A 17,429-nucleotide genomic window follows, 5' to 3' on the forward strand; every position below is an offset into this window, starting at 1 on the left:
CCCGACGCTGCAAGTGGAATTCTGCTTACCAGAAATTTGTGACGTGCGGGGGTGAGCGCTATCCAAGCCGGAGACCACTCTAGCGTCAGCGTCTTCACGTCCAGCAAACACGGCTATATATCCAGATATAACATGGAGGGCGAGCGATGAGCGACAGCGCGCAAAAAAGAGCCATCGAGAATTATCGATCGCGCCAGACTAAACGCGGTATCGCACGGTTCGAGATCCAGGCGCTCGATGCCGATCGTGAGCTAATCCGGACCCTTGCCCGGAAATTGACGTCAGAGGGGCCAGAGCCGGGACTGCTTCGCCGAACCATACAGCAGGCAGTGGCGGGGGAGCCGCCAAAAACGGGCGGTGTACTTGCCGCGCTGCGCCGCTCACCGCTGGTCAGCGCCGATCTTGACCTCAGCCGGCCGCGCGAAAAGGGGCGCAAGGTCGACCTGTGACACGCTACCTTCTTGATACCAACATCATTGGCAACGTCATCAAGCCGGAGCCGTCGAGATCGCTGCCGACCTGGATGGGGGAGCAGAAAGATCAGGATCTCTTTATCTCCGCGCTGACTATCGCTGAAATCCATCGCGGCATTCTTGAAAAAGCCAAAAGGTCGAAAGCGTGAGGCGCTTAACGCTAGGTTCGCCGGACCTGAGGGACCCCAGGCCGTGTTCGCAGGCCGGGTTCTCTCGTTCGACGAGAAAGCCGGACTGATATGGGCGCGGCTCATGGCCGATGCCAGGACCAAGGGGCGACCTAGAAGCGCACTCGACACGATTATCGCCGCTGTTGCGGCAGCCTACGACTGCGTCGTCGTGACGGACAACGAAAAAGAGTTCTTCGATATCGAGATCGCCAACCCAATCCGGGACGGGCGGGAATGAATAGGAACAGTCGCTATGCGAGCTTCGTAGGACGGACGCACTGATTCCCTCAAGGAGCTCTAGTCGCGAGCCACCGAAGGCGCGTCGTCGTGCTTGAGGTGTCGCTTCCGGATGTTGTAACTCACCAGCCAGATCACGCCGACCGCGATTGGCACGAAGGCTGCGGTTAGGAACGAGGGCTCTACATGCAGTCCGACGTCGTGCGCGCCCTTGGCCAGATAGCCAAACAGGCTGACCACGTAATATCCGATCGCCCCGACCGACAATCCTTCGACCGTGCACTGCATCCGAAGTTGCTGCCTCGCGCGCTCGTTGATAGCGTGCAAGAGGTCACGATTCTGTCGTTCAATTTCGACGTCGACACGGGTTCGCAACAGATCGGCGGCACGCGCGAGCTTGACCGACAGGGTCGCCTGACGATCCTCCACGGTCGCGCAAGTTCGCATCGCAGGCGCCATGCGGCGCGCCAGAAACGACGACCAGGTCGGATAGCCCGAGACGTCGTTGCCTTCAATGATTGACAATCGCGATTGGACCAGCTCGTTATAGGCCCTGCTGGCCCCGAAGCGAAACAGGCTGGCGGTCGCGCCTCTTTCGAAGGAGGCGGCCAACGCCGTCAGCTCGGCAAGCAGATGGTTATTGAATTGCAGCCCCGCACCGCTTTGCATTTTTTCGAGGGCCTCGACGAGACGGCGGTCGATGCGATCAACAGACGGTGCAAGCTCAAGGGCCGCCGACAGGCCAAGCAGCGCCAAAGGACGGTAGGTCTCTATTTCCAGGAGCCGTTGCACCAGCGCTCCGAGATCGTGCGACGTCAACCCGAGGTCGCAGACGAGGATTTTCGTGAAGCCTTTTTCGTCCACGCGGAAGTCTGACGCGGCAACGCCTGCACCGCTCTTTGTGGCAACCATCGCCAGGCTATTCTTGTCAAAAATCTGTTCGGCCCGCTTGGTCGGCGAGGCCTCCTGCTCCACTTCCAACCTGATGGCGACCAGCAATTGTCCGGACTGCCGCAACGCGCGGATCAGCGATCGGACGGCATCATCAACTTTGCCGACTTGGTGAGCGGCAGGACGATTTGCGTTAGTCCAGAACCAGGTGAATGTCGTAAATTCCGCATGCTGCTCCCAGCGTAGCGTCGCGGGACCGATGACAATCTGATGGTGTTTCGCCGATTGCGCAGGCGGCGGAAGATTGCGGTCTACGCAGAAATCGATAAAGCGGCAGCGATCGCTTGCGGCCGCCTCGCCCTGCGCAAGAAAAGCCAAGTGGATCACGCTGAATGGCGAAGCAAGGCGCGTGAAAGGGCGCGCGTGCACTTCGCCGAGCACGGCGTCGCGTTGCGGATGTGGCGTGAAGGTTCGCAGATCCAGTTCATCGATCATGTATTGACGCCTCGCTTCAAGTGAGCAAGCAACCGTCAACCTCGACGCGGGAAGCATTGGCGGTGCTGGAAAACGGGTGCGCGGCAAGGCGCCGATCAACTCACGTTGACGATCGACAGCGAGGTCGCCTTCAGCTCGAGAAAGAGGTCTTGAGCGAGCAGGATCATGCCGAGCAGATTGAGCGGGAACAGCCTCATCCCGCTTTCGGCTGACCCCGTCAAAGACGTCCGCGGGGTACGGTCCGGTGGCAAAATGCCGGCATTGTGGATCAATGCTTGTAGCGATCGCGAACAAGCCGTTCCCGACCTCGGGGGTAGCGTGCGACACCGTCCGACCAATGCCTTGATCGACCTAGATACGGTTGTCTGCCTCCGAATCCCACGGACATCGCCCGCCACCGAAGGATTGCCGCGCGCAAATGAAGATACGCCGGCCATCTTCTGAAGACAGGTTTCCAGCGGCATGACCGATGGCAAGCAAGAGCGTCTTCCGCTTCTCCCAGCGGGATGCAGACAGTCGAGCTCGGGTGCGACAACCGCATTGTCGATTGACAGATCGATGACCAAGCGCAACTCCCGTCTTGTTGCTGACGCCCAACTTTCCGGCGCGGAGAGCCGGTGCAGGATTTGGGCCAGCACTGTAGAAGGGCAGGCTCGCGTGTTTTTTGGCGCAATGGGGTGTTCGAAGACAGTCGGAGGCGGGTTTCAGACATAAGGCGCGCTCGCATTCTGACAAGAATGCGCTCGTGGTCAGGCCACAGGGAATTGCCTGTTTTGGCAAGATGATGGCTCGCCCGGCCGCTGCCATTGTCTGGGGGGCCACGCTGTGGTCGGATTTGTCGATGCAGTGTCCGGAGAGTGACCGCGCCCGGACCGGGGGCAAGGCCTGGCGATGGGCTCATAACGTCACATCGAGTGAGGTTATCGCCTTCTACACACCAAGTAGTGTTTCTCTCCTCTACGCTGGCTCGCTACGACGGCTGAATGCTTGTTGAACTGATCCATTCGCTGCCTTTTCTATCTATCCTCGTCGCTGATCGCCTGCCGCGATTGGCGCTCGACGGGTACGATCGTGGCAAGCACTTCAATCCATTCGGAAGCGTTCTCGCGTGGCGCGCGCATGCTGCGCACCGCGTTGGGTCCCGCGATAACACCTTCCTCGAAGACGTCAGCACTCCGACGTCGAGGTCGACATCACGCTCCAGGCCCATCGCCTCGGATGCGCATGCCTGTCACCGCGATCAGCCCGAACAAGGTATGGTAGGCGATTTGCGCACCCCGTCGGCTGGCATAGCCAGCGCCGCGTCAACAACGCATCGATCTTCGCTGTAGACATAGGGCTTGCCGCGCTTCTACCGGGCAGCAGGCCGACAGGAAGATGGAACTTGAAGAGTATTTAGGCGGAAGCCGGTTGTACCGGCGGTTGAGCAATGCCACGCGCCGTGCCGAACGAGCCTCTCTTCGAAGAGACGAGCGGCATAGCACTCGGCGAGCTATCCGTGCGGCCCGCCTCTGAAGTCAGCGAGAAATCTGGGCAGAACGACCCTACTCGGCATAGTTCGCCGGGCGTCATAAACGTCGCCCCTCACGCCCAGGGCCTACAGCGTCGGCTCGAACTGGCAGTGCACGAGCATCTCGGACACCGACGCGTTGTTCGGCAGCATGAGTGCGGTTTCCACCAGGCGGGCGATGTCGCCTGGCTGGCTCATCTCGTGGCGAGGGATCTCGTCGTCGTTCAGCGTCATGTCGGTGGCAACGTAGCCCGGGCAAATCACCGTTGCACGAATGCCGGCCGCGCGTCCTTCGCGGCGAATGCCGTGGGTTAGTGCGACCACCGCGAATTTGGTCATGGCGTAGCCGACATTGCTACCCACGCGCTTGCCGGCGAGGGAGCCCAGATTGATGACCCTGCCGTGGCCACACACGGCAAGATGAGGCAGAGTGGCCCTGACGAGGCGCAGAGGACCCTTCACGTTAACGCGCCACATGTCGTCGAGGTCGTCCTCGCCCTCGTCGCAGACGCGAACTTTCGGGTTGATCCCCGCCGCATTGATAATGGCATCGACGCCGCCCCATCGTGCGACCGTGGCATTGACCCACGCGATCGGGCTCGCGGCATCTTCGGCGTCATAGCGATGCGTCATGAGGCGATCGCTTTCCGCAAGACGGCTCGCATCGCGAAGCCCCGCCGATACGCGGAAGCCCGACGACAGCAGCCGGTCGACGACGGCGCGTCCGATGCCGCGCGAAGCTCCCGAGACCATGACGATCCGATTGCCGACCTCCAACATCCGAGTCCGTCTCCTATAAGTGAACCAAGTGCATCACGAAATGTAAGGGGACGCGACCGACAGCGAGTAAGAGAAATTCGCTCTGCCGGCATCGGGCGTGCTTATGGCTGGCAGGGCGGCGCATCCGGCCGGGATATTGGATGTCCTTATGAGGGCAGAACAAATCTGCTGTATGCCTAGATCGGCCCATGCACGTAGTTTTGGCTGCCTGCAAAAGAGCCCCCACAGATGGGATTTTCGGACTATCGAACGGCGTTGGTGACGGGCGCGTCCTCGGGTATCGGGGCTGCGACGGTTCGGCGGCTCTGCGCCGAGGGACTCGAGGTTCACGCGCTGGGGCGAGACCATCGGCGATTGGCGAGGCTCTCGGCTGAGACGGGCTGTCGAGTATGCGCGCTCGATGTGAACGATCTCGCTGCCCTGACGCGGCTTGGCGGCTCGGCCGAGTTCGACGTCCTCGTCAATAGTGCCGGTCAGTCGCGGCGCAGCAATATCCTGGATTACCGCATCGGACGATGTCGACACGCTGGTCGACGTCAATCTACGCGCGGTCCTGCATCTGACGCGGCTCATCGTACCCGGTATGGCACAGCGCAACCGCGGCCACGTGATCAACATCTCGTCGATCGCCGGCCATTATGCGTTCGGCGAGAATGCAATGACATTCAATTCATCGGCGGCCTATCACGCGACCAAGTCGGGCATTCATTCGCTGTCGCAGCAAGTGCGCATCGATCTCTACGGAACCTGCATTCGCGTCACCGAAGTCTCGCCCGGGCGCGTGGCGACGAGCATCTTCCAGAACCAGAATGCCGCCGACAATCCGGATGCCCGCTTCGTCGGCGCGTTCGAGACGCTCCAGTCCGAAGACATCGCGGAAGCCATTGCTTTCGCGGTGGGGGCGCCGGCGCGGATGAACTTCGCGATGATCGAGGTCGTCCCCACGTTCCAGGTTGTCGGCGAACTGCGATTCGCCAGCCGATCCGACACCACGCGATTGAGAGAAATGACAAGCGGAGCCGACAATGCCTGAACTTGCAAACCGCCTCAAGACCGTGAAGGTGTCGGCCTCGGCGGCGATGACGGACAAGGCGCGTGAGCTCCGTGACGCAGGTGTCAAGATCGTCGGCCTGTCGTCCGGGGAGCCCGATTTTCCGACGCCGCCGCATGCGATCGAGGCCGCTCATCGGGCGGCACTTGCCGGCGATACCAAATATCCGGCGCAGCCTGGGACCGTCGCGCTAAGGACCGCGGTGCAACGCAAGTTCAAGCGCGAGAACAATCTCGACTATGCTCTTGACGAGATCCTGATCGCCAACGGCGGCAAGCAGATCATCTTCAACGCGCTATTTGCGACCTGCAATCCCGGCGACGAGGTGGTCATTCCGGCCCCCGGCTGGATCACCTATGCGGACATCGTTCTCCTCGCGGAGGCGACGCCGGTCGCCGTGCCCTGTCCGGAGAACAACCGGTTCAAGCTCCGCCCGGCGGACCTCAATGCGGCGATCACGCCCAGGACGAAGTGGTTGATCCTGAATTTTCCCAACAATCCGACCGGGGCGGCATGCACGCGCGAGGAGATGCGTACGATCGCCGACGTCATGTTGAAGTACCCGGACGTGTGGATTCTCACCGACGATATCTATGAGCATCTCACCTATGATGGTTTCGAGTTCTGTACCATCGCCGAGGTTGAGCCACGGCTGAAGAACCGCGTCGTGACCGTCAACGGCGCGTCGAAGGCCTACGCCATGACCGGCTGGCGGGTCGGCTATTGCGGAGGTCCCAGGGACCTGATCGCGGCGATGAATAACGTCCATGGCCAGGCGACCGGCGGTATCTGCACCTTGAGCCAGGCGGCGGCGGTTGCGGTCCTGGACGGTCCGCAGGATTTCCTGAAGGAGCGCACGGACATCTATCGTGATCGGCGCGATCTCGTGGTCAAGCTTCTGAATCAGATCCCCGGCATCACCTGCCACAAGCCCCAAGGGGCGTTCTACGTGTTTCCGAACATCGCCGGCTGCATCGGCAAGACCACGAAGGGTGGGCGGCGGCTGGACACCGATGCCGACTTCATCTCGGCTTTGCTGGAGGAGCAGCATGTTGCTGCGGTGCACGGTGGCGCCTATGGCATGAGCCCGTATTTCCGCATTTCCTACGCGACCGATATCGGATCGCTCAGGGAAGGCTGCCAGCGCATCGCAAGCTTCTGCGAAAGCCTGCGCTGACCGGGTATTCGAAATGCAAGGGAGAGGGCCCCCGGACGGTCGGCGAAAGCTGTAACCAGCGGCCTTCGCAGATCAAGATCGGAGCAATATGCCGAGGTTGTCATAATCGTTCCTGATGCCCCTAAACGAAGATGTTCTTGGTCCTGTAGAATGCCAACGCATAAGCTTTGTTCTAAAGAGGGGTAGTCTTGGTATCGCACAGTCGAGGACGGCCAGCGATGACCACCAGTGACGAGGCGGTGGCAGTTTTAACTGTTGAGGCGCCACCGGTCGCCCGGGAGAGATCGCGCTGGCGCTTGGCGTTGCCCGTCGGGGTTCTCGCCATACCGATGTTGGCTTTCCTGACCTATTTCTTCTTCTATCCGGCGCTCGCCCTGCTGTTCTCGAGCATCCAGACGCAGGACAGCCGCGGCATCATCGGCCGCCCGTTCACGCTGGCGCATTACGCACGCCTCGTTAATGTCGAACTCTACGCGCGCGTGCTTTGGACGACGCTGCGGATCAGCATCATCACCTCGGCGCTTGCGACGGTGCTCGCCTATCCGGTCGCCCTGGTGATGGTCAAGAGCCGTCCGATAGTCACGCGGGTCATCACCTTGATCGTGATCGCGCCCTTGATTGTCAGCGTGGTCGTTCGTGGATACGGCTGGCAGCTGGTGCTCCAGAACGGCCCGAAGGGGATGTTGAATTGGATCCTGATGACGCTGCATGTCGTCGACGCACCGATATCCGTCCTCTACACCGAAACGGCCGTCGTGATCGGATCGCTGCACGTGTTCTTCCCGATGATGGTTCTGCCGTTGGCGTCCGCGCTTGGCAAGATCGATCCCAACCTGGAGGACGCGGCTCGCATGCTCGGGGCGCCTTGGTGGAAGGTCTTTCTTCGGGTGACGCTGCCGTTGAGCATGCCTGGCTTCGTGGCGGGCTTCACCCTGGTATTTTCGCTCACCGCCGGCTCCTTCGTCATTCCTGCGATCCTGGGCGGGGCCTCGGCGGTAATGCTCGGCAATTTGATCGAGCAGCAGATCTTCGTCGTCTACGACTGGCCGTTCGGTGCTGCGATTGCCGTCGTACTCGTCGGCCTCGTTCTCGCGGTCAATGGCGTCTCGATGTGGCTTCTGGAAGGCCGGCGTCTCAGGAGGCCTGATTGATGGACGAGCGGTTTTCCGGCTTCGGTGCCTTCATCCTCTACACCATCACGGCCGGCATGATGCTGTTTATCCTGGCGCCGCTGCTCCTCGTCATGGCTGCGTCGGTCTCCGATTCCTATTTCGTGACGTTTCCGCCGCAGGGCTTCACGCTGAAATGGTATGCCAAGGTTCTCCAGGACCGCGACTTCCTTGAAGCGATGCGGCTCAGCATTTTGCTCGCGCTCGGCACGACGGTGGGCTCGCTGCTGTTCGGTGTGCCCGCGGCCTTCGCGCTGGTGCGCGGACATTTCGTCGGCCTCGCGGCAATCAAGGGTTTCCTGCTTTCGCCGCTGATATTTCCGGCCCTGATAACGGGCCTCGCGCTGCTCCAGGTCCTCAACAAGCTCGGCTCGACGGACGCACGGCTGAATCTTCTGATCGGCCATATCGTCGTGACCTCGCCCTATGTCATCCGGACAGTGGTTACCAGCCTGCAATTAGTCGACGAGAATCTGGAGGATGCCGCACGCACCCTCGGGGCCAGCCGGCTGCGAACCTTCTGGCGGGTGACGCTGCCGCAGATCGCCTCTGGCGTCGCCGCCGGCGGACTGTTTGCCTTCATGGTGTCGTTCGACAACTACCCGGTCACGATGTGGCTCGCGAACTCCGAATACTCCCCCGTGCCGCTGATCCTGATGCGGCAGCTCGTCAACGTTTTCGATCCGTCCGTGCCGGCGATGTCGACCATCATCATCCTGATGGCGATGGTCGGCGTCCTGGTTTTGGAGAAGCTGGTCGGTCTCCGCCGCGCGCTGGCCGCCTGATGTACTCTTGTAGATGGAGATAGGACCATGAGACTGACGCGTAGGACTCTCATCAAGGCCGGTGCATCCGCGGTCGCTTTCCCGACCATCATCAGCCGGGCGTGGTCGCAGGACGCCAGGCAGCTGCACGTCGGCGTTTACAACTCCGCGCTGGGTAAACTGATCCAGAAGGAGGTCATTCCCAAGTTCGAAGCCGAGTTCAAATGCCGGGTCTTCACGATTGAAGGCGCGACGCTCTCCAACATCGCCGCGCTTCGTGCAACGCGCGATACGCCGCGGTTCAGCGTCATGATGATGGATGACGTCGGCATTCCCCAGGCAAAGCAGGAGGGCCTGATCGGCAAGCTCGACGCCGACAAGATCCCCAATCTCGCGAAGGTCTATCCGCGATATATTTTCGAGGACAGATACGGCGTCGGATTCTCGATCTCCAGCGCGGCTATGTTCATCAATCCGCAGGTGACCAAGCCGCTCAAGAGCTATGAAGAGATCTTCGACGCCAAATATCGCAAGCAGATCCTCCTCAACACGCCGAAGAATACCCAGAGCGTGCTGATGCTCATCGTTGCGGCCTCGCTCGTCACGGGCAAGCCGTTCAAGGAGGCGCAATATTTGGTCGATCAAGGCTGGGACAAGCTGGCGACGCTCAAGCCGAACGTGCTGACGATCTATGACAGCGAGGCGCAGGTGCTCCAGGTCGCTCAGGGGCAGGCGACGATCGGCGGCATCGAATATTCCAAGGCAATCTATCCCCACACCGCGAAGGGCCTGCCGCTCGATATGACCTTCCCGAAGGAAGGCGCGTTTACCGGCATCAACAGCATGACGATCGTCAAGAATGCCCCGGAGCCGGAACTCGGAGCTGCCTTCATCAACCGCATCCTGGACCCGGCGGTCGCCAAGATGCTCTCCGAGCAGACGCTGAGTGCGCCCTCGGTCGGCGGCATCGACTTCAAGCCTGAGACGGCAAAATACCTCGCTTATCCCGATACGAAGGCAACCGATCTCGGGCTCTTCACGCCGGACTGGAATTTCATCGTCCCGCGCCGCGGTCCCTGGCTGGAGAAATATAACGAGGTGTTCACGAGCTGAGCGGAGTCGTCATGAAATCTTCTGAAGTCAGGCTTGAGCGCCTCAGCAAGGAATACGGCCGCATGGTCGCGGTCGACAACGTGTCGCTCGCGATCGAGCCGGGGCACATGGTCGCTCTGCTCGGTCCGAGCGGATGCGGCAAGACGACCTGCCTCCGCATGATTGCGGGCCTGATCCGTCCGACGTCCGGCGACGTCTTCGTCAACGACAAGAGGATGACCGGCGTGCCGGTGCATCGCCGCAACGTTGGGATGCTGTTCCAGAACTATGCCTTGTTCCCTCATTTGACTGTCGAGGAGAACATCGTATTCGGCCTGGAGATGCGCGGGATGTCCAAGGCGGATGCCGCGAGGAAGGTGAGCGAAGCTCTCAGCCTCGTCCAGCTGTCGAACTTCGGAAAACGCTATCCGGCCCAGCTCTCCGGCGGCCAGCAACAGCGCGTCGCGCTGGGGCGTGCCCTGGTGATCGAGCCGGCAATGCTGCTGCTTGACGAGCCGCTCGGGGCGCTCGACAAGGGGCTTCGCGAGAGCATGCAGGTCGAGCTGCGCGCCCTGCAGCGCAGGCTCGGCCTGACCACCATCATGGTGACCCACGATCAGGACGAAGCGCTGACCATGGCTGACAAGATCGTGGTGATGCGCGATGGCAAGCTCGAGCAGGTCGGCTCGGCCACCGAAATTTACCAGCGTCCGGCTTCAAAATTCGTCGCGCAGTTCATCGGCGCCTCAAACCTGTTTGAAGGTCCGGTCGAGCAGCGCAATGGCAGTGGAGCGGTCATTCGCGTGTCGCCCGAATTGAGCATTCAGGTCGACCAGCTTCCAGCATCGGCGAGCGACGCGATGGTCTCGATCAGGCCCGAGGCGATCATCGTCGAGAGGGCTGGTCAGGCCTCGGCGGCGCAACCTGCGAACAGCGTGATGGCGCGTGTCGACCAGGCGATCTATCGCGGCTTCGTCAGTCACTATTACCTCAGGACGCCGAGTGGCGGGCAGATCATCGTGTTCGAGCAGAATCAGTCGCAACACGCGGGACTTCGATACGCTGTGGGCGAGGAAGTTGTCGCGCGGTGGGAGTCGCCGAGCAATCATATCATTGCCCGTCACTGACGCGCGAGACTGGCGCAGCGGGTGCGGGCAATCGACATCCCTTATACCCGTAGACGAACATCGTCTTGGATCGACTTGGGCTGTTTGGTTAGAAATGGAGACGGCGGCGCCGCAGGCGTTGGACCAATGAGGCCCTTTTGTCGATTAATCAGCCCAGCGCTCCCCTTGTCGGCGCGATCGAGAAAAGCCCGAAGATCAGCCTGATCGGCACGCTCGCGATGCTGGTCGAGGCGCCGGGTGACTTTGACCTGATTCAACAGGGACGCATCTGGGCGCTCGCGGATGCTGCGTCGTCCTGGCCGAACGTCCAGGAAGCCGTCATCGGCGTCACCAATGTGATGCTGGTCTTCGAGCAGCCGCCTGCTGATATCGGCATGCTCGCCGCTTCGATCGTCGAGCTGTGGCATCGCTTGCCCGGCCGCAAGGCCGACGGCAAGGTCATCGAAATTCCTGTGATCTATGGCGGCGAGCTCGGCTTCGACTTGCCGGCGGTCGCGGAGCACACGGGATTGCCGCCGCGCGAGGTCATCAGAATTCATAGCGAGGGCGATTACACGGTCTGCGCCGTCGCGAGCTCGCCGGGGTTTGGTTATCTCCATGGCCTCGATCCGCGCATCCACATGCCGCGCAAATCGGTGCCCTCGCTCAACATGCGCGCGGGTTCGGTGACCATCGGCGGGATGCAGACCGGCGTCGCGGCGCTGTCGAGCCCCAATGGATGGAACGCGATCGGCTGGGCCTCTGTCGCCATGTTCGATCCGCAGCGCGAGCAACCGTCTCTCATGCTGCCGGGGGACCGTGTCAGATTCAGGATCGATCGGATCGAGCTATGATCGAGATCCTGGCCAGCCCCGCCTTCAACACGATCCAGGATCTCGGCCGGCATGGCGCGCGCGGCATCGGTGTGAGCACGTCCGGCGCCATGGATCCCGTCGCGCTCGCGGCCGGAAATGCACTGCTCGGCAATGAGGACGGTGCGGCCGGCCTCGAGATCCAGACATTTCCGTTCCGCCTGCGTTTCCAGGAGGACACGACATTTGCGCTCACGGGCGCCGATCACGTCTCGACGCTGGCCGGATTATCCATGCGCCCGTGGTGGTGCAAGCGGGCGAGGGCTGGCGACATTCTCGCGATCGGAACGCCGCGCCGCGGTGCGCGCGTCTACGCGACGTTCGGCGGTGGCCTCGACGTTCCGCGGGTGCTGGGTTCGCGCAGCACGCATCTGCGCGCCGGCTTCGGTGGGCTCGAGGGGCGAAGCTTGCAGACGGGCGACGTCATTCCGGTCGGCAAGCCACCGCAAGAGGCTGCCCGCCGCTTCGACTTCGGCGCCGCGCCGCCGGACGTCGCGATCCCAGGCGCCGGCCCGCGAGATGACGGCGTGCTGCGGATACGTGTCATGCGGGCCGGTGAATACGATCTGTTTTCAGAGGCGATGCAGGCGAGGTTCTGGTCCACTGCGTGGAAGGTCAGCGCCCGGAGCGACCGCGGCGGATACCGCCTCACTGGAGACAAGCTGACATTGGACGCGCCGATCGAGATGCGCTCGCATGGCGTCGTGGCCGGCGTCGTGCAGGTGCCGCCGGCCGGCGAGCCGATCATCCAGATGAGCGACGCCAACACGGCCGGCGGCTATCCCAAGATGGCGGCCGTGATTCAGGCCGATCTCTGGCGCCTGGGCCAGGCGGCGCCAGGATCATTCATCGCCTTCAGGGATGTGAGCTACCAGGACGCGGTCGCGGCCATGGCCCCCGTCAATGACTATCTCGCCAGCTTGCGGGCTGTCGCGGATCTTTATCGACAGCTTTGAGTGAACGTCAACGAGAACAAGAGCAGGGTGCGAACATGAAAGTCGGCATCAATTCGGACATGGGCGAAGGCTTCGGCAATTATCGCATCTGCGATGACGAGGCGCTGATGGGCATCGTCTCGTCCGCCAACGTGGCGTGCGGCTTCCACGCCGGGGATCCCATGATCATGGATCGCATGGTCCGCTTGGCAAAGCAGAAGGGAGTTGAGGTCGGTGCCCATCCGGGCCTGCCCGACCTGCTCGGATTTGGCCGCCGCGTGATCCAGATGGATGCCGCCGAACTCGAGAAGCATATGGTCTATCAGATCGGCGCCTTGCAGGCGATCGCGGCCAATGCCGGCCACCGCGTGACCCATGTCAGCTTCCACGCCGCGATGGGCAATATGGTCAACGCGGACCCCGACATGGCTGATGTCGTCGCGCGCGCGATCGCGACAATCAACCGCGATTTCATCGTGTTCTCGCAGCCCGACGCCGAGATCGTGCGCGCCGCGCGCGAGGTTGGCTTGCGCGTCTTGACGTTGTTCCTGGCCGATCGGGCCTATGACGAGAACGCCCATCTGGTTTCACGCAAGCTTCCCAATTCCGTCATCACCTCGCAGGAAGGGGTGGCTGAGCGGGTCAAGCGGTTCCTGGACAGCGGAACGGTGAAGACCATCGAGGGCAAGTCGATCAAGATCGAGGCTCGCTCGATCCTGATCCACAGTGACACGCCTGGATCGGTCGATCTCGCCGGCACGGTTCGCCGCGTGATCGAACAGGGCGGCGGCGAAGTCACGCCTGCAACCGTACTGCTCAATTGAGCGGGTTGCCTGGCGCGCGCGGAAGGATGCGCACGATCGGAGTGCCATAGCCGACCATGGCGCCGGTTTCCGCGATCACGGCATCGACGATGCCCGCGGTGGGCGCAACGACGGGTGCATACAATAGCCCGATCTTCACCAGGCCGAGCGTCGCGCCAGCCTCGATGCGCTGGCCGGGCGCGACGAACGGCTTGTCCTGCCAGGGATGGGCGGCACGGAAATGTCCCGCGACATCGGCTTTCGCCATGACGAAATGATCGGCGGCAGGGGCGGTTGCGGCGGCACGCGATGCAGACGCTGCCGTGCGGAGCCTTGTGGCCACAACGAGCTTCAGGGTCAGTCCCGGCTCCTCGATCTCGATCGTGTCGACGCCGGAGTTTTCGAGGATCTGCGCCAGCCGCGCGATATCGGTTGTCTCTATCGGCATGTTCGGGCCTCCTCGACAAGACGCATATTGGCCCGCAGCCGATCGAGATAGGCCGACATCTCGCCTTCGGCTGCAAGCGCATCGGTGTAGGCGGTCTGCTCGAACCGCAGCTTACCGCCGAGCCGCGCCTGCCCAACGCGCCACAGGTCGGCCCCGATCACGGTCGCGATCTTCGGATAGCCCCCGGATGTCTGCGCATCTCGCATCTGAATGATGGGCTGTCCGTTGGGGGGAATCTGGATGACACCCGGAACGATGCCGTGCGAGCGCTTTTCGACCGGCGCTTTCGGCTGCACCGCGGGGCCTTGCAGGCGGTAACCGTAGCGATTGCTTTGGGGCGTGATCGTCCAGCTGCTGGACCAGAACAAGTCCTGCGCCGTGGCATCGAACGCCTCATATTCACCGGCAACGATGACCCTGACGATGGTCTCGTCCGCAGCACCGTTCGTTCGCGCCAGCGTGATGCCGGCGGGTTCGATCCCGAGCTCGCCAAAGACTGCGGTGGACGCAGCGCAGGGCAGGATGTCGCCCGCCTGCAGCGGCCGTCCGTGCAAGCCGCCGAACTCGCCGCGAAACTGTGTGCTGCGCGAGCCCATCACCATCGGTACGTCGATGCCGCCGCTGACGGCCAGATAGCTTCGTGCGCCGTGAGACATCGCCTTGATGTTCAGAATATCTCCGGCGCGCGCGTACGAGCGCCACCACGGCGGAATGGCGCGTCCTGCGATCTCGGCCTCGACGGCGGCGCCGGTGAGCGCAAAAGCGATGTTCCGATCGAAGCGGAGCCTGAACGGCATCATCGGGATTTCGACGGCGGCGGCATTCTCGTCATTGCCGAGCATGATGTTGCCGGCGCGCAGGGCGACATCGTCCATCGCACCCGAGGTGCCAACCCCGAAGCGGTACTGGTCGAAGCGCCCGAGATCCTGGATGCTTGCGGGGCCTGTGACTGACAGGATCTCGATCACCGGATCACCCGTTCGATCTCGAAACGGATCGTATCGCCCGGGACTAGCGCGGCTGGCGTCGGCCAGGATGGGTCGAAGAAGGTCCACCTCGTGTGTCCGATAGCATGCCAGCCGCTGGGGCCGGGCGAGGCGGAGACGCCGGTCTGCGACCCGCCGATCGATACCGAACCGCCGGCGGAGCGTTGCAATGGTGTCTGTCGTCGCGGCATAGTGATGCGCGGATCCATGCCGCCGAGGTAGCAATAGCCGGGATGGCTACCCAGTGCGAACACCGTGTAGAGCGGCGCGGCATGGATGGCCACGACATCGTCGATGGACAGGCTGCAATGATCGGCAACGGACTGGAGCTGCGATCCGATCTCGCCGCCATAGGTGACCGGCAGCCTGATCTCGCGACCGCCAATGGCGAGGCCTTCCGCCGTCTCCCAGCCGTCGTTGAGAGCGGCGATCAGGGCGTCGAGTTGGCGAGGAGGCGTTTCGAAGGTCAGCATCAGGTTGGTGATGCCGGGAACGGCTTCGCGGATGTCAGGCCATTTCGATGCCGTGGCGGCCAGTGCCCAGATGCGTCGCTGGTGCGGCAGGTCGAACGCCCCGGGGGCCTCGAACAGGAGAGCCGATGTACCGAGCAGGCTGATCCGCGGCCGGTCGGGCACCGTCATTGTGCGGCCATCTTCGCATTCATCCAGTGTTCGAGATGGTGGATATCGAAGCCGCCACGGCAGAACGTCGGGTCCGAAAGGATCGCCTGGTGCAAGGGCACGTTGGTCCGGATGCCTTCGGCGCGCAGTTCGGACAAGGCGACGCGCGCGCGGGCCAGAGCCTCCTCGCGAGTGCTGCCGTGGGCGATCAGCTTGCCGATCAGGGGATCATAGTGACGCGGTACGGTGGCGCCCGCCGCGATATGGGAGTCGACGCGAATGCCGATGCCGCCGGGCACGTCCCAGCGCGTCACCGTGCCGGGCCAGGGCGTGAAGGTGGCGGGATCTTCGGCATTGATGCGAAATTCGACGGCATGGCCGGCAGGCGCGATGTCGCCTTGCGCGATCCCGAGGTGCTCGCCGCGCGCAATGCGAATCTGTTCCTTGACGATGTCGATACCCGTCGTCATCTCGGTGACGGGATGCTCCACCTGGACGCGCGTGTTCATCTCGATGAAGAAGAACTGCCCGTTCTCGTAGAGGAACTCGAACGTGCCGGCGCCGCGATAGCCGATCCGCCGGCAGGCTTCGACGCAGCTCGCGCCGACCTGCTCGATCAGCGTGCGATCGATGCCCGGCGCGGGAGCTTCCTCGACGACCTTCTGGTTCCTGCGCTGGAGCGAGCAGTCGCGGTCGCCGAGCCAGAGATGGTTGTCGTGCTGATCGCACAGCACCTGAATCTCGATATGGCGCGGCTTCTCGAGGAATTTCTCGATATAGACCGCAGCGTTTCCGAAGGCCTTGCCGGCTTCCGCGCGCGTCAGCGCAAGCGCCTCGTCCAGCGCGCATTCCTTGCGCACGATCCGCATGCCGCGGCCGCCGCCACCGCCGGCAGCCTTGATGATGACGGGATATCCGATGTCCCGCGCGATCGCGCGCACCTCCGCCGGATCATCCGGAAGGGCGCTGTCCGGCCCGGGTACGCAAGGCACACCCGCCAGTCGCATCGCGCGCTTGGCGGCAACCTTGTCGCCCATGGTCCGGATGCACTCCGCGGGAGGGCCGATGAAGGTGAGACCGGCGCGCACGACCCGATCGGCGAACTCCGCGCTTTCCGACAGAAACCCGTATCCCGGGTGGATCGCCTCGGCGCCGCTGACTTCGGCCGCGAGCAGGATCGCCGCCACGTTGAGATAGGTGCTGTTCGCCGGAGCCGGCCCGATGCAGAGCGCCTGATCGGCGAGCGCGACATAGCGCGCGTCGCTGTCCGCTTCCGAGTGAATGACGACCGTCTTGAGACCCATGGCCCGGCAGGCGCGCTGGATACGGAGCGCGATCTCGCCGCGGTTGGCGATCAGGACCTTGTCGAACATCAGGATGAACCCGCAGGACCGATCCGGAACAGCGCTTGCCCCGCTGCGATCTCGTCACCATTCTCGGCAAGGATCGCAAGCACGACACCGGACGTCTCGGCGGCGATGTCGATGAAGGTCTTCATCGCTTCGATCGTGCATATCTTTTGCCCGGCCTCGACCCTCGCGCCGACCTCGACCAGCGGTGGCTCGTCCGGCGCTGCAGACCGGTAGAACACGCCGTGCATCGGCGCGGAGACGACGATATCGGCGGGAGCGCCGGGCGCTGGGCCGTCCTTATGATTGGCGGAGGGAGTTTGCGGATCGCTTCCGCCGGCAGGGCGAGCCGGGGCCGGCGGCGCTTCCGCAGACGGGCGCTTGAGGATGCGGATGCGGGTTCCGTCTTGCGTCAGATCCAGCTCCGCGATGGACGAGCGGGCAACCAGATCCACGAGTTGTTCGATCTTGGCGAAGTCCACGGTCACGCTCCGCGTTGAC

Annotated in this window: 16 protein-coding genes and 2 pseudogenes; 11 read left to right on the forward strand and 7 right to left on the reverse strand. The window is 62.7% G+C overall.

All coding sequences use genetic code 11. The annotated features are described in order from the left end of the window. The first annotated feature begins 146 nt into the window (after window positions 1-146). Together JJC00_RS09385 and JJC00_RS09390 are read left to right on the forward strand one after the other, a co-directional pair. Window positions 147-449, forward strand: a complete 303-nt coding sequence (locus JJC00_RS09385; protein ID WP_200472306.1) for a hypothetical protein — start codon at window positions 147-149, stop codon at window positions 447-449. Continuing rightward, window positions 446-881 (forward strand): annotated as a pseudogene (locus JJC00_RS09390) (PIN domain-containing protein). Before JJC00_RS09385 ends, JJC00_RS09390 begins: the two are co-directional and overlap by 4 nt. A 59-nt stretch (window positions 882-940) precedes the next feature. On the opposite strand, the gene JJC00_RS09395 reads toward JJC00_RS09390, so the two are convergent. Then, a complete protein-coding gene (locus JJC00_RS09395; RefSeq protein WP_200298549.1) occupies window positions 941-2,266 on the reverse strand; it encodes a DUF3422 family protein in 1,326 nt (441 codons plus the stop codon). 1,597 nt (window positions 2,267-3,863) lie between these two features. Then, complete coding sequence (locus JJC00_RS09400) at window positions 3,864-4,556, reverse strand: SDR family NAD(P)-dependent oxidoreductase (RefSeq protein WP_200472307.1); 693 nt, start codon at window positions 4,554-4,556, stop codon at window positions 3,864-3,866. 228 nt (window positions 4,557-4,784) lie between these two features. On the opposite strand from JJC00_RS09400, the pseudogene JJC00_RS09405 reads away from it, so the two are divergent. From JJC00_RS09405 to JJC00_RS09445, 9 genes and pseudogenes are all read left to right on the forward strand, one after another. Further along, window positions 4,785-5,589 (forward strand): annotated as a pseudogene (locus tag JJC00_RS09405) (SDR family oxidoreductase). Then, window positions 5,582-6,784, forward strand: a complete 1,203-nt coding sequence (locus tag JJC00_RS09410; RefSeq protein ID WP_200472308.1) for a pyridoxal phosphate-dependent aminotransferase — start codon at window positions 5,582-5,584, stop codon at window positions 6,782-6,784. Before JJC00_RS09405 ends, JJC00_RS09410 begins: the two are co-directional and overlap by 8 nt. 329 nt (window positions 6,785-7,113) lie before the next feature. Beyond that, entirely contained in the window at window positions 7,114-7,935 is an 822-nt protein-coding gene (locus JJC00_RS09415; protein ID WP_246774154.1) for an ABC transporter permease, read from the forward strand. Then, complete coding sequence (locus tag JJC00_RS09420) at window positions 7,935-8,738, forward strand: ABC transporter permease (RefSeq protein ID WP_200472310.1); 804 nt, start codon at window positions 7,935-7,937, stop codon at window positions 8,736-8,738. Before JJC00_RS09415 ends, JJC00_RS09420 begins: the two co-directional genes overlap by 1 nt. A 27-nt stretch (window positions 8,739-8,765) precedes the next feature. After that, entirely contained in the window at window positions 8,766-9,830 is a 1,065-nt protein-coding gene (locus JJC00_RS09425) for an extracellular solute-binding protein (protein ID WP_200472311.1), read from the forward strand. Window positions 9,831-9,841: 11 nt separating this feature from the next. After that, complete coding sequence (locus JJC00_RS09430; RefSeq protein ID WP_200472312.1) at window positions 9,842-10,936, forward strand: ABC transporter ATP-binding protein; 1,095 nt, start codon at window positions 9,842-9,844, stop codon at window positions 10,934-10,936. Window positions 10,937-11,073: 137 nt separating this feature from the next. After that, window positions 11,074-11,769, forward strand: a complete 696-nt coding sequence (pxpB, locus tag JJC00_RS09435; RefSeq protein ID WP_200472313.1) for a 5-oxoprolinase subunit PxpB — start codon at window positions 11,074-11,076, stop codon at window positions 11,767-11,769. Further along, a complete protein-coding gene (locus tag JJC00_RS09440) occupies window positions 11,766-12,743 on the forward strand; it encodes a biotin-dependent carboxyltransferase family protein (protein ID WP_200472314.1) in 978 nt (325 codons plus the stop codon). The genes pxpB (JJC00_RS09435) and JJC00_RS09440 overlap by 4 nt, the downstream gene beginning before the upstream one ends. A 35-nt stretch (window positions 12,744-12,778) precedes the next feature. Continuing rightward, window positions 12,779-13,546, forward strand: a complete 768-nt coding sequence (locus JJC00_RS09445) for a LamB/YcsF family protein (protein ID WP_200472315.1) — start codon at window positions 12,779-12,781, stop codon at window positions 13,544-13,546. On the opposite strand, the gene JJC00_RS09450 is transcribed toward JJC00_RS09445, so the two are convergent. Genes JJC00_RS09450 through JJC00_RS38025 form a run of 5 tightly spaced genes read right to left on the reverse strand, consistent with a single transcriptional unit; the run spans window position 13,539 to window position 17,410 of the window. Next, window positions 13,539-13,973, reverse strand: coding sequence for an acetyl-CoA carboxylase biotin carboxyl carrier protein (locus JJC00_RS09450; protein ID WP_200472316.1), 435 nt, complete (start codon window positions 13,971-13,973; stop codon window positions 13,539-13,541). The genes JJC00_RS09445 and JJC00_RS09450 overlap by 8 nt on opposite strands. Continuing rightward, complete coding sequence (locus JJC00_RS09455) at window positions 13,964-14,941, reverse strand: biotin-dependent carboxyltransferase family protein (protein ID WP_200472317.1); 978 nt, start codon at window positions 14,939-14,941, stop codon at window positions 13,964-13,966. The genes JJC00_RS09450 and JJC00_RS09455 overlap by 10 nt, the downstream gene beginning before the upstream one ends. Next, window positions 14,938-15,600, reverse strand: coding sequence for a 5-oxoprolinase subunit PxpB (pxpB, locus tag JJC00_RS09460; protein WP_200472318.1), 663 nt, complete (start codon window positions 15,598-15,600; stop codon window positions 14,938-14,940). The genes JJC00_RS09455 and pxpB (JJC00_RS09460) overlap by 4 nt, the downstream gene beginning before the upstream one ends. Then, window positions 15,597-16,952, reverse strand: coding sequence for an acetyl-CoA carboxylase biotin carboxylase subunit (gene accC, locus JJC00_RS09465; RefSeq protein ID WP_200472319.1), 1,356 nt, complete (start codon window positions 16,950-16,952; stop codon window positions 15,597-15,599). The genes pxpB (JJC00_RS09460) and accC overlap by 4 nt, the downstream gene beginning before the upstream one ends. Continuing rightward, a complete protein-coding gene (locus JJC00_RS38025; RefSeq protein ID WP_246774155.1) occupies window positions 16,952-17,410 on the reverse strand; it encodes an acetyl-CoA carboxylase biotin carboxyl carrier protein in 459 nt (152 codons plus the stop codon). The genes accC and JJC00_RS38025 overlap by 1 nt, the downstream gene beginning before the upstream one ends. Between the last annotated feature and the right edge of the window lie 19 nt (window positions 17,411-17,429).

The sequence above is a fragment of the Bradyrhizobium diazoefficiens genome, from assembly GCF_016616885.1.
Lineage (GTDB): Bacteria > Pseudomonadota > Alphaproteobacteria > Rhizobiales > Xanthobacteraceae > Bradyrhizobium > Bradyrhizobium diazoefficiens_F.